This is a genomic window from Dechloromonas sp. ARDL1 (genome assembly GCF_051122455.1).
Classification (GTDB): Bacteria; Pseudomonadota; Gammaproteobacteria; order Burkholderiales; family Rhodocyclaceae; genus Azonexus.
The window spans coordinates 3585493-3597565 of the sequence record NZ_CP168939.1 but is presented as its reverse complement, the minus strand read 5'-3'; the positions used below and the strand labels follow the sequence as shown (position 1 = coordinate 3597565).

11 protein-coding genes are annotated in these 12073 nt (G+C 58.6%); 9 read left to right on the top strand and 2 right to left on the bottom strand.

Annotated features, from left to right (window positions below):
* The first annotated feature begins 7 nt into the window (after nt 1-7).
* The 3 genes from AB6Q56_RS17805 to AB6Q56_RS17795 are packed head-to-tail and all read left to right on the top strand — an operon-like array spanning nt 8 to nt 2734.
* Nucleotides 8-763 carry a WecB/TagA/CpsF family glycosyltransferase gene (locus AB6Q56_RS17805; RefSeq protein ID WP_434514385.1) on the top strand — a complete coding sequence of 252 codons (756 nt, stop codon included), beginning with the start codon at nt 8-10 and terminating at the stop codon, nt 761-763.
* Complete coding sequence (locus tag AB6Q56_RS17800; RefSeq protein WP_434514384.1) at nt 753-1295, top strand: GDP-mannose mannosyl hydrolase; 543 nt, start codon at nt 753-755, stop codon at nt 1293-1295. Before AB6Q56_RS17805 ends, AB6Q56_RS17800 begins: the two co-directional genes overlap by 11 nt.
* A complete protein-coding gene (locus AB6Q56_RS17795) occupies nt 1292-2734 on the top strand; it encodes a mannose-1-phosphate guanylyltransferase/mannose-6-phosphate isomerase (protein ID WP_434514383.1) in 1443 nt (480 codons plus the stop codon). The genes AB6Q56_RS17800 and AB6Q56_RS17795 overlap by 4 nt, the downstream gene beginning before the upstream one ends.
* A 128-nt stretch (nt 2735-2862) precedes the next feature.
* Here AB6Q56_RS17795 and AB6Q56_RS17790 read toward each other — a convergent pair whose 3' ends face one another.
* On the bottom strand, nt 2863-3297 hold the full coding sequence (locus tag AB6Q56_RS17790) for a PEP-CTERM sorting domain-containing protein (protein WP_434514382.1): 435 nt from the start codon (nt 3295-3297) through the stop codon (nt 2863-2865).
* A 273-nt stretch (nt 3298-3570) separates the two neighbouring features.
* Between AB6Q56_RS17790 and AB6Q56_RS17785 the strand changes: the two genes are divergently transcribed.
* From AB6Q56_RS17785 to AB6Q56_RS17760, 6 genes are all read left to right on the top strand, one after another.
* A complete protein-coding gene (locus tag AB6Q56_RS17785; RefSeq protein WP_434514381.1) occupies nt 3571-3867 on the top strand; it encodes a nucleotidyltransferase family protein in 297 nt (98 codons plus the stop codon).
* A gap of 98 nt (nt 3868-3965) precedes the next feature.
* Entirely contained in the window at nt 3966-5462 is a 1497-nt protein-coding gene (gene istA, locus AB6Q56_RS17780; protein WP_434517118.1) for an IS21 family transposase, read from the top strand.
* The gene (istB, locus tag AB6Q56_RS17775; RefSeq protein WP_434517117.1) at nt 5452-6252 is read left to right on the top strand and encodes an IS21-like element helper ATPase IstB; all 801 of its coding nucleotides are present in this window, start codon (nt 5452-5454) and stop codon (nt 6250-6252) included. Before istA ends, istB begins: the two co-directional genes overlap by 11 nt.
* A gap of 207 nt (nt 6253-6459) precedes the next feature.
* A complete protein-coding gene (locus AB6Q56_RS17770; protein WP_434514380.1) occupies nt 6460-7269 on the top strand; it encodes a sugar phosphate nucleotidyltransferase in 810 nt (269 codons plus the stop codon).
* A gap of 468 nt (nt 7270-7737) precedes the next feature.
* Nucleotides 7738-7974, top strand: coding sequence for a hypothetical protein (locus tag AB6Q56_RS17765; protein ID WP_434514379.1), 237 nt, complete (start codon nt 7738-7740; stop codon nt 7972-7974).
* On the top strand, nt 7971-10151 hold the full coding sequence (locus tag AB6Q56_RS17760; protein ID WP_434514378.1) for a GGDEF/EAL domain-containing response regulator: 2181 nt from the start codon (nt 7971-7973) through the stop codon (nt 10149-10151). The genes AB6Q56_RS17765 and AB6Q56_RS17760 overlap by 4 nt, the downstream gene beginning before the upstream one ends.
* 3 nt (nt 10152-10154) lie before the next feature.
* On the opposite strand, the gene AB6Q56_RS17755 is transcribed toward AB6Q56_RS17760, so the two are convergent.
* The gene (locus AB6Q56_RS17755) at nt 10155-11990 is read right to left on the bottom strand and encodes an EAL domain-containing protein (protein WP_434514377.1); all 1836 of its coding nucleotides are present in this window, start codon (nt 11988-11990) and stop codon (nt 10155-10157) included.
* Between the last annotated feature and the right edge of the window lie 83 nt (nt 11991-12073).

Genomic DNA, 12073 nt, shown 5'->3' with positions numbered 1-12073 from the left:
CAGCCCCGTGCCACGCAAAACAGCCCGCGTTCTCGAGGTGCCTATCGATGCCCTTGGCTGGAACGAAGCCATCTCCCGCCTGCTTCAGTGGGCGCGGCAAAACGAGAGCCGCTATGTGACGATCTGCAATGCGCATGTGGTCGTCACGGCGTCGCAGGATAGCGCTTACCGTGCGGTGATCGAGTCTTCGGACATGGCCACGCCGGATGGTGCGCCGGTGGCCTGGATGCTGCGCCGTCAGGGCTTTGCCAGGCAGCAGCGGATCAACGGCCCAGACCTGACCTGGGCGCTGGCCCGCTCTTGCGAGGCGGAAGGCGTTTCTGTCTATTTCTACGGCAGCACCGCCGAAACGCTCGCAAAACTTCGCCAACGGTTGTTGGCGGCTTTTCCGGCCTTGCGGATCGCCGGGATGGAGTCGCCGCCTTTTCGGCACTTGAACGCGGAAGAGGATGCAGAGGCGGTTGAACGCATGAATGCTAGCGGTGCAGGCATTGTCTTTGTCGGGCTCGGTTGCCCCAAGCAGGAGCGCTGGATGGCAGAGCACCGGGGCCGGGTGCGGGCGGTAATGATCGGAGTGGGTGCGGCTTTCGATTTCCACGCCGGCACGGTGTCACGCGCCCCGGCCTGGATGCGCAACAACGGTCTGGAATGGCTGCACCGCCTGGCATCGGAGCCGCGCCGCTTGTGGAAGCGATATCTGGTGACGAACTCCCTGTTTGTTGTTGGTGCGATAAGACAACTGGTATTTGGCCATGCTCGATAGACAGGCTTTTCTCTCCGTGGTCGATCGGACCGCACTTGTTTCAGTGGACCTCATTGTGGTGCGCGATGCCAGTGAGGTCTTGCTGGGATTGCGCAAGAACCGCCCTGCAAAGGATGTCTGGTTTGTTCCCGGTGGGCGGATATTCAAGAATGAAAAAATCGCCGATGCCCTGATTCGGGTTGCCGGAAGCGAACTTGGCCTGGGAGAAGAAATCCGCCACGGCACGATTCATCCCAAACCGATCGGCTGTTTCGAGCACTTCTACCCGGACTGCTTTGCCGAGGAGCCTCGTATCTCGACCCATTACGTCGTCCTTGGGCATCTTGTCGAAGTACCACACGACTTCAGGCTGCCGGCAGCAGATACCCAACATGCCACGTTTCGTTGGTGGCCGATCGAGGAGGCTGCGGCCGCCAGAGATGTTCATCAGTACACGAAGGATTATCTGGTGTCGGCGTATTTGGATTTGAAACATTTGCCGAAGCTTGCCGCCCACTCCCCTGTTGCCGTTTCCGACTTTCCGAACCCATGATTTCATCCGTTCTCCCCGTCATCCTCTCCGGTGGCTCCGGCACCCGCCTGTGGCCGCTCTCCCGCGAGAAATACCCCAAGCAGTTGCTGCCGCTGGTCGATGACCTGTCGATGCTGCAATCGACGGTAGCCCGGCTCGATGGTCTGTGCGGCCTGGCGCAGCCCTTGTTGATCTGCAATGAGGAACATCGATTTGCGGTAGCCGAGCAGGTGCGCGTGCAGGGCAGGCAAGGTACGGTACTGCTTGAGCCGGTGGGCCGCAACACGGCCCCCGCCATGACACTGGCTGCCTTGTGGGCGCGGCGTGCCGGCGACGACCCGGTGTTGGTGGTGATGCCGGCGGACCATGTGATAGCCGAAGGCGCGGTGTTCCGCGCTGCCGTGGAACGGGCGGTGAAGCTGGCCGAACAGGGCATGGCGGTGACTTTCGGCATTACGCCGGATTGCCCGGAAACGGGTTACGGCTACATCCAGCAGGGTCCGGCGCTGGACGATGGCTCCGGTGCCTTTGCCCTCGCCCGCTTTGTCGAAAAACCGGATCGCGCCACGGCCGAGGGCTATCTCGATGCCGGCGACTACCTATGGAACAGCGGAATTTTCGTAATTCGTGCCTCGGTCTGGCTGGCCGCGCTGGCCGTAAGCCGGCCGGACATCCTGGCGGCGTGCGAGGCTGCCACGGCCGGAGCGTGCAACGACGGCGATTTCGTACGCCTGGCGCGCGAAGCCTTCGTGGCCTGCCCTGCTGATTCGATCGACTATGCGGTGATGGAACGGCTGACTGCCGGCAGCCCCGGCTTGCCCCAGGGCGTTGTCATCCCGCTGGCCGCTGGCTGGTCGGATGTCGGCGCCTGGGATGCCTTGTGGAAGGTCCTGCCCAAATGTGGCGAGGGAAACGCCAGCCGGGGCGACGTGCTGCTGGAAAACTGCCGCAACACACTGGCAATCTCGGAAGGTCGCCTGGTAGCCTGTGTTGGCATTAGCAGCCTGGTGGTGGTGGAAACCGACGATGCCGTGCTGGTGGTCGATCACACCGCAACGCAGGATGTGAAGAAGGTGGTGGATCGCCTTAAGGCCGAGCAGCGCAGCGTGACGCAATGGCACCGCAAGGTGTTCCGGCCCTGGGGCTGGTACGATGGCGTCGATGCCGGGGAGCGTTTCCAGGTAAAGCGCATCGGCGTCAAGCCAGGCGGCACGCTGTCGCTGCAGATGCACCACCACCGGGCCGAGCACTGGATCGTGGTCACTGGCACCGCCCGCGTCACGCGCGGCGAGGAAACCTTCCTGGTGAGCGAAAACCAGTCCACCTACATTCCGCTTGGCGTCACCCACCGCTTGGAAAACCCTGGTGTGATCCCGCTGGAGATGATCGAGGTACAGTCCGGCAGCTACCTGGGCGAGGATGACATCGTGCGCTTCGAGGACACCTATGGGCGAGCCTGAGTGCCCCCCGGCCGCAAAAAATGTCTTTGCCCAACGGCTCACGGCGAGCACCGCCCTCCCTCCGCAGTTTCTCAGCCCAAAGGAAAACAAGGCGGCCGAAGCCGCCCAAACTGATGCAGAGGGAAATTCTATTTTCGACGTGCCATCAAGCCCGATATGACGACGATGCCGCTCAGCAGCATGTAATAGGCTTGGGGCTCGGGAACAGCAGATACCGACGGCTGCAAAACACCATCGCCAGCACTCAATCCGATTTCTCCGCCACGAATCACGATCTGCCCGCCGGGCGCGGGCTGGATTATGGAGGGGTAGGGAATTCTATTCCCAAGACCGGGCACGAGGTCGCCCCCGGGCGAGGTGATCACAGCACCGGCACCTGCACCGAGTTCATCATTCGGTGGCCGCATCAGAACGCAGCAGTCAGATGAGAGTGCTAACCGGCCATCCAGACCCGGCAGCCTGATCTGCATGCCAGCTTCCAGCGGAACTTCTGTCGCATCGATGGTGGCATGGCAAATCAACGGTAGCACAACAAGCAGAGTCAGCAGCGAGAGCGTTTTCATGGCAGGCTTATGAAAATTGAATTAATCAAGTCTAGTTCGCGCCCGTTGTTCATACCATCCGCCGAACGGCTCATTGGCCTGTCACAGTCGGACACGAAGACACCGACCGGATTCGGGAGATTGCACGACTGAAATGGCTTTCCTCATGGTGCGAAAGGGGTTTAACAATTCCCAAACAATCGTCGATCACAATGTCATTTCAGTTTCTTCAAGATTACGTTACTACGGGCCATGATCAGCACTGCCTGACGGCGCCCTATCAAGGAATTCAACATGGCAAAAGGCATGATTCTGGCAGCCGGCCAGGGAACTCGCGTTCGTCCGTTGACCAAGGATTGGCCCAAGCCGATGGTTCCCATCCTGGGAAAACCGGTCATGGAGTACCTGATTGAGCATCTGGTTCGCTACGGCATCACGGAAATCATGGTGAATGTGGCTTATCACCATAAAAAAATCGAGGAATACTTCGGCGATGGCCGGCGCTGGGGTGCTTCGATTGGCTACGCTTATGAGGGCATACACGATCATGGCGATATCGTGCCAAAGCCCAAAGGTGTTGACGCTCGTTGAAAACTGACCAGAAAAGTGGGGGTGTGCGCGCTGAAAATTGACCAGGGTGATTAACTCGTCCGCTCATTTTTTGAGCAGGATTTTAGGAGATGATCACCATGAAGGATCTGGGAAGGATTCGGCGGTTGTTTTATCGGGATGGCCTATCGCTGTCCGAGATTTCGCGGAAGACGGGGTATAGCCGGAACACCGTCAAACGTTGGTTACGGACACCGGAAGGGGCGGAGCCGAAGTACGAACGGCAGAACCCGAACATCAAGATTGCCCCGTATGCGGCGCGCCTGATCAAGGCACTGGAGGCGGATGCCCGCCGTCCGAAACGGGATCGGCGCACAGCACTGAAACTGTTTGGCGAATTGCAGGCCGCCGGATTCACCGGTACCTACTGCCGGGTCACCGAATTCATCCGGCGCTGGCGGGCCGATGGCGGTGCAGCCGTCAGTAAAGCCTTCGTTCCGCTCCACTTCGAGTTGGGCGAAGCCTTCCAGTTCGACTGGAGCGAAGAGCATCTGGTCATTGGCGGGGTCTGGCGCAAGATTCTCGCCTCACATCTGAAACTCTGCGCCAGTCGGGCCTTTGTCGTTCAAGCCTATCCGACGCAAGGTCACGAGATGCTGTTCGATGCCCATACCCGCTCGTTTGCGGCGCTGGGTGGCATTCCCCGGCGCGGCATCTACGACAATATGAAGACGGCCGTGGATAAGGTGCAGAAAGGCAAATCCCGCATCGTCAATTCGCGCTTCTCGGCGATGGCCTCCCACTACCTGTTTGATCCGGATTTCTGCAATGTCGCCAGCGGCTGGGAGAAAGGCGTCGTCGAGAAGAACGTCCAGGATAGTCGGCTCCGTCTCTGGCAGGATGCCGGCAAGGAGCGATTCAGTTCATTCACCGAACTGAACGTCTGGCTGCTCGAGCGCTGCCGGGGGCTGTGGCAGGAATTGCGTCATCCCGAGTACGCTGACCTGACAGTGGCCGAGATGCTCGAACACGAACAACCGAGCCTGATGCCGATGGTCGCATCCTTCGATGGCTACGTCGAAACCTTGGGCAAGGTATCGAGCACCTGCCTGGTGACGCTGGATCGCAACCGCTACTCGGTACCGTGCGAACTGGTGGGCCAAGCCGTCAGCCTGCGTCTTTATCCGGAACGGATCGACATTGTGGCGCACGATACTCGGGTGGCCAGTCATCCCCGCAACTTCAGTCGGCAGCAAACCCTCTACGACTGGCAGCACTACATCCCGCTGATCGAACGCAAGCCAGGGGCCTTGAGAAATGGCGCGCCGTTTGCCGACATGCCGGAGCCATTGCAACGATTACGCAGCTTGCTCCTGCGCCGGGAAGGTGGTGATCGGGTGATGGCCAAAGTGCTATCGGCAATTTCGCAGTTTGATCTGGAAGCGGTGCTGGTTGCCGTCGATCTGGTGCTGGAGTCCGGCCTACCCAGTGCCGAGCACATCGAGAACATGCTCAACCGCCTGAAGTCGGGTCCCATGCCGCCACCGGTGGAAACGCCACTCACCCTCAGCGAAGTACCGATTGCCGATACCGGCCGCTATGACCGCTTGCGTACCGAGGTGACTGATCATGCGTGAGCTGATGAGCGAGTTCAAGGAACTGCGTTTGCACGGCATGGCCGGTGCCTGGGAGGAGCTGACAGCCAACGGTAGCAGCCGTGTCGAAGCCTCACGTTGGCTGATCGAACATCTACTGCAAGCCGAGCATACTGATCGAGTGATGCGTTCGATTGGCTATCAGATGCATGCGGCCCGCTTCCCGGTACATCGTGATCTGGCCGGATTCGACTTCGAACAATCGAAGGTGGATCAGAAGCTGATCCGGCAACTGGCCGACCTCTCCTTTGCCGAGGAAGCCCAGAACGTCGTGTTCATTGGTGGCACGGGCACTGGCAAGACCCACCTCGCGACGGCGCTGGGTGTCTCGGGCATTACCCATCACAGCAAGCGGGTGCGTTTCTTCTCGACGGTTGATCTGGTCAATGCGCTGGAACAGGAGAAGGCTGCTGGCAAAGCCGGGCGGATTGCCTTGGGGCTGCTGCGCATGGATCTGGTCATCCTCGATGAGTTGGGCTATTTGCCGTTCAGTCAGGCCGGTGGCGCCTTGCTGTTCCACTTGCTGTCGAAACTCTACGAGCACACCAGTGTGATGATCACGACCAATCTGACCTTCGCCGAATGGCCGAGCGTCTTTGGCGATGCCAAGATGACCACTGCCTTGCTCGACCGGCTGACGCATCACTGCCATATCGTCGAGACCGGGAATGAGTCGTTTCGCTTCCGGCACAGCACGGCAACGGCCAAGTCGAGGATCAAGGCGCGGGAGCAGAGCAAGCGGGGAAATCCACCCGAAGCAGATCCGTTCTGATCGAGGCCGCGTTGGGAAATCCGTTCCGGACTCCGTCCTCCACGGCTTTCCCAACGCATTCGTCGTGGCTCGGAAATCAGTTGTTCTGAGCTACACTTATCCACAAGCCCACCTATGTCAGGTGGCTATCACACCTGGTCAAAATTCAACGCGCACAGGTGGTCAAATTTAAACGCGCGCCGACAGCCCAAAGGATCTGCCGGTGGCATGAAAGCCATTCAGGACTTTGGCGGCTTCTTTGATGAAACGACACTGGTCATTTGCGGTGATGCGATCATCGACCTCGACATTGGGGCTGCCCTGCAGGAACACCATGAGAAAGGCGCATTGGCCAGCGTAGTTGCGCTGGACGTTCCTCGGGAACAGGTACAGAACTACGGCATAGTCGTGACCGATGAAAACGGCCGGGTGGCGTCCTTCCAGGAAAAACCCAAGCCCACTGACGCCAAATCCACCTTGGCGAGTACCGGTATTTATCTGTTTGAACCGTCCGTTCTGGATTTGATACCCTCGGGAGTCGAATTCGACATCGGTAGCCAGCTGTTTCCACTCCTGGCAGAACGCGGCCTCCCCTTCTACGCACAAAACCGGTTTTTTAACTGGATCGACATTGGCCGGCTGACTGATTATTGGTCGGTGCTGCAACGCGTGCTGCGCGGTGAGGTCGCCGACATAAAAATGCCGGGCAAGGAAGTTCAACCGGGTATTTGGGTTGGCCCCAATACCTCGATTGCCTGGGAAAGCAGCAAGATCATCGGCCCCGTCTACATCGGGTCCGGCGTGAGGATCGAAACGGGAAGTTCCGTCATTGGTCCGGCCTGGATTGGCCATGGCAGCCATCTGCGAAAAGGTGCCAAGGTGATTCGCAGCGTACTTTTCGAATACACGCGGATCGGCGAGGGTATGGAGTTCTCGGAGATGATCGTGTCGCCTCGCTACTGTGTTGATCGTGAGGGCAATACCACCTATGTGGGTGATGATCAGTGTCGGCTGCGCTGGGGTGACGCCCGAGGCTGAATGGCACTAACCGATCAAACTGGAGCGATTAGCGCGGGTTTTCTGGCATTTTGTCACATAGGCGGTGCTTACTAGCTCCATTCGATCCCCACTACAGACAATGTATTTCGGATGCCGACCTCGCCTTCAAACCGAGATGCCAGCGGAAGGCAGTCGGCAGGGTTGGCATTCACCTACTCATCGGTCGCGCATCGCTGAGTCCAGATTCCTACGACATTTGCCCTGAAGCGACGCTTCCAATTTTCGCCCACCCAAAAATACTTGTTTGCCATACACGGAACTTGTCTCACGATTTTCATATTGCTTACTTATTGATGCTGTAACTTGACAGGATTTAGCGCAATCTTGCGGCAATTCATCGGGCCCGCCTTTTCATCACCAGGCCATTCTGCTGACATGCTCCCTCTCCCCGAAGCCGTCCGAAAGTCGATCGAAAGCAGGCAGATTCAGTCGCTGTCGGAAATCTTGATGCGTGCGCAGGATAGCGAGCCGGTGGCGATAACGTCTCTGGGGATCATCGTCGAGAGGAATTCCAGGCTGGCCGGCCGGTTTCGCGGCATCGTCAATCCGTTGGCTGGCGGCCTGACTCGACAGGAGCGCATCCAGATCTCTTGCCGCAGCTCCCTGGGCGTTGAAACGAGCACTGCCTCGTTGATCCCCGGCCCCGACGAAAGCCGCGACCGAACCTTGGATAGCGACTCATGAATGCGATCAATGCGCTGTATGAACTGGCAAGAACCCCGGATGTTCCGACTGAGCAAAACATACTGATCGTCGATGACGAGCCGCGTTTCCGCCATGCCTACCGTACCCTGCTCGCGGCCGATGATCGCAAGATCGGCGAAGCCGGCACGGGCCGCGAAGCGATCGACAAGCTCAAGCATGGCCATGTCGATCTCGTCATCCTCGATCTGATGCTGCCGGATGTTTCCGGGCTGGAAATCATGGCATGGCTGACAGCACACAAAATTGACACTTCGGTGATCGTATTCAGTGCCGACAAGTCGATCAATTCAGCGATCCATGCCCTTCGCCATCGTGCCTTCGAGTTTCTGCGCAAGGATTGCGACCCGGACGACATGATCATCGCCGTCGAGCGTGCCTTGAGCCAGCGCAGCAGGGAGAGGGAACTCACGGCCATCGCTGCCCGATTGCGGCATTCGGAGAGACTGCATCGCTTTCTGGTGGAGGAGTCGCCGGACCTGATCTTCACGCTGGATAGTGAGGGGAGGTTCATCTTCACCAACAACCGGATTCAGTCACTGCTGGGCTATACACCCGAGGAACTGGCCGGCCAGCACTACACGGTCATCGTCGATTCGCGGGACCACGAGCATGCCCAGTATGCATTTACCGAGCGGCGTGCGGGCACGCGCTCGACCAATAACATCGAGGTCCGCTTCAAGTACAAGCCTTCGGCCTCAACGGCACTGAATGGCACGTGTATCACGGTCATCCTGAGTTCGCAGGGCTTGTACAAAACTGCGGAACTTGGTCAATCGCCTGTTTTCCTCGGCACGACCGGCGTCGCAAGGGATATCACGGAACGGAAACAGGCCGAGGAAACAATCGCCTTCCAGGCATTTCACGATCAGCTGACCCGCTTGCCGAACCGTATCCTGTTCACCGATCGCCTGGAAATGGCCATCAAGCAGGCAGCGCGCCGCGAGGAAAAGCTGGCCGTGATGTTTCTCGACCTAGACCGCTTCAAGCTGGTGAACGATACCTACGGACACCAAGCAGGAGACCAGCTTCTGCGGGAATTTTCCGCCCGCCTTCGCCGCTGCCTGAGGACAGGCGATACCCTGGCCCGCCAAGGTGGCGACGAATTCACGGCGTTGTTGCCCAACCTGACGACCCACGATGACATCAATATCGTTGCCGAGAAAATCCTCGCCGAACTGCGCAAGCCATTTCTGGTTGGTGATACCGAGTTTTTGGCCACGGCGAGCATTGGTATCGCTGTTTTCCCTGACGATGCTTCCAGCGCCCAGGATCTGGTTCGCTGTGCCGACATGGCGATGTACCAGGTCAAGGCGCAGGGAAAGAACGGTTACGTAGCCTTTGAGCCTTATATGCACGATGCTCAGCTGGATCGTTTGTCCATCGAAAACGATCTGCGCAACGCGGTCAAGGCCGGCGACCAGTTCGAGCTCCACTTCCAGCCGCAGATCGATGCCATCTCGGGGCGCGTAGTCGGCCTGGAAGCGCTGATCCGCTGGCATCACCCAAGTGCAGGCTTGATCAGGCCCGATGTGTTCATTCCGATTGCCGAAGAATCCGGGCTGATCGTGGCGATCAGCGACTGGGTGCTATACGAGGCGTGCGCAAGACTGAACGATCTCCGGCAACGTGGATTCGGGCATTTGCGCATGGGCGTCAATCTGTCGCCCCGGGAGTTCGAGCGGGAAGACCTGCTGGAACGCATTGCAGCACCACTCGCCCGCTTCGGCATCTCGCCCGAGTCGCTGGAAATCGAGATTACTGAAAGCCTGCTGATGCGGGATGTCGAGAATATCGTCGCCAGGGTCAAGCGCTTGCGCAGCACTGGCGTGCATATCTCGATCGACGATTTCGGCACACGCTATTCGTCCCTGAATTACTTACGTCGATTTTCTGTCAGCCGGATCAAGATCGACCAGTGTTTCGTCCGCGATCTGCAAGCACCGCAGGACTCCTGCGCGATTATCCAGGCCATCGTCGGCCTCGCCCGCAACTTCAACCTGCAGGTGATGGTCGAAGGTGTCGAGACCAAGCATCAGGTTGCCGTGCTTCGCCAACTCGGCTGCAACGAAATGCAGGGCTATTTCTTCTGCCAGCCGATGCCCGCCGAGCAGTTGAACAGCTTCCTGGAGCCCGAGTCCTGCCTGACAGCCAACTGAACTTCAGGTAGCGCCAACTCCGCCCAGCCACTGTTCGACCTGGCTGGTGTTGAGTGGCCGGGCGAAAAAATAGCCCTGTCCTTCCTTGCACCCCAGGCTGTTGAGGAAATCGTTCTCGACAGACTCCTCGATCCCTTCTGCAACCACGTCGAGCGACAGGCTATCGGCCAGAGCGATGATAGCCTTGGTAATGGAGGCGTTGGCCGGAGTCCGGGTAATGCCGCGGATGAAGGACTGGTCTATTTTCAATCGGTCGATGGGAAAGCGTCGCAGGTAGTTGAGACTGGAGAAGCCAGTACCAAAATCGTCGATGGCGAGCATGACACCATGACTCTTGATGCGGCGTAGATTGTCGAGGACCTCCTCTACGTTGTGCATGAGCACGCTTTCGGTCAGTTCCAGTTCAACCAGCGTCGGATCGATGTCGAATTCAGCCAGAGCACGCGCCAAGAGGTCGGCAAAGTCGCCGTGGTGAAACTGAACGGCCGAGATATTGATGGCCATGCGCAATGCTGGCAGTCCGGCAGTTTTCCAGGCTGCCATTTGGGCAAATGCCTGACGCATCACCCAGGCACCGACCTGAACGATCAACCCGGTTTCTTCAGCCAGCGGGATGAACTCGAGCGGTGAAATAAGCCCGCGCTGTGGATGGTTCCAGCGCAACAAGGCTTCGACACCGCGCGGCAAACCACTGGCAATCTCGACCTGAGGCTGGAACACGAGGCTGAATTCGTTACGCGCCAAGGCATGGCGCAAGTCGTTTTCCAGGGAGAGGCGGGATGGGTTGAAGGTGGCAGTAGCTTCGGTGTACATGCGGAAGCCGTTGCGTCCCTTGGCCTTGGCCTCGTACATGGCGGCATCAGCCTTAGCCATCAAGCGGCTGAAGTCGCGGTCGTCACGCGGGTAAATGGCGACACCGATGCTGACGGTGACAACCAGCGAATGGCCAAGCACTTCGATCGGAGCACGCATGGCATCGACCAGGCGACCGGCGAGTAGGTCGGCCGATTCGGGCGTGGCGAGGTTTTCCATGAGGATCATGAACTCGTCGCCACCGATGCGGGCAACGGTATCCATCTTGCGGGCTACCGACTTGAAGCGGCTGACCAGGGCGCGCAACACGGCATCGCCAACCCGATGGCCAAGCGAATCGTTGATTTGCTTGAAACGGTCCACATCGATGAAGAGCAGCGCCACCATACCGTCATTGCGCTCTGCCTCACGGCATGCTTGGCCGATACGGTCGGCGAGCAGCACGCGATTAGGAACGCCCGTCAGGTGATCGTAGTGTGCCAGGTAATAGAGTTCGGCCTGCTTGCGCTGGGTGATCAGGCTGAGCAGGTCGTGGCCGTTGGCGACCCCGACGTACTGTCCGGCATGGGTAACGATGAAACCGGTAACCATGTGCTCGATACCGGAGGAGATAATGATCTGTGCCACATCCTCGATACTGCAAGTCTCTTCGACGATGACTGGAGCTGGCGCGAGATAGTGGTTGCCGTTCAGGAAATCGACGATGCCCTGCCTGCCGAAGAGTTCCTTGCTGTAGGGTTTGGTAAAGAATTCAACGAAGCGCTTGCGGTCGACCAGTGCCACCGGACAGCCTTTGCCATCCACGATGGGCAGTGCATAGACGGCGGACTCGGCGAGAAAGCGCTGGATCAGGTGCTCGCAGGGCGAAAACTGCTCCACCGGGGACATCCAGCGTACCAGGCTGCGCACCGTAGGGGCTTCCTGCAGATGATCGTCTTTGATGAAGAGCATCTGCCCGAGGAATCGCTCCGGCGCTTGCTCTGCATTGTTGTCGAGACATTCTTCCGGCAGTTTGGCTCTATCCATGGCTCTCGGGTGGAATAGTGAATTCGGAAGAGCAGACTACGGCTATCTCATGACGAAATTATTGCCTTAGTAATACCCAATAA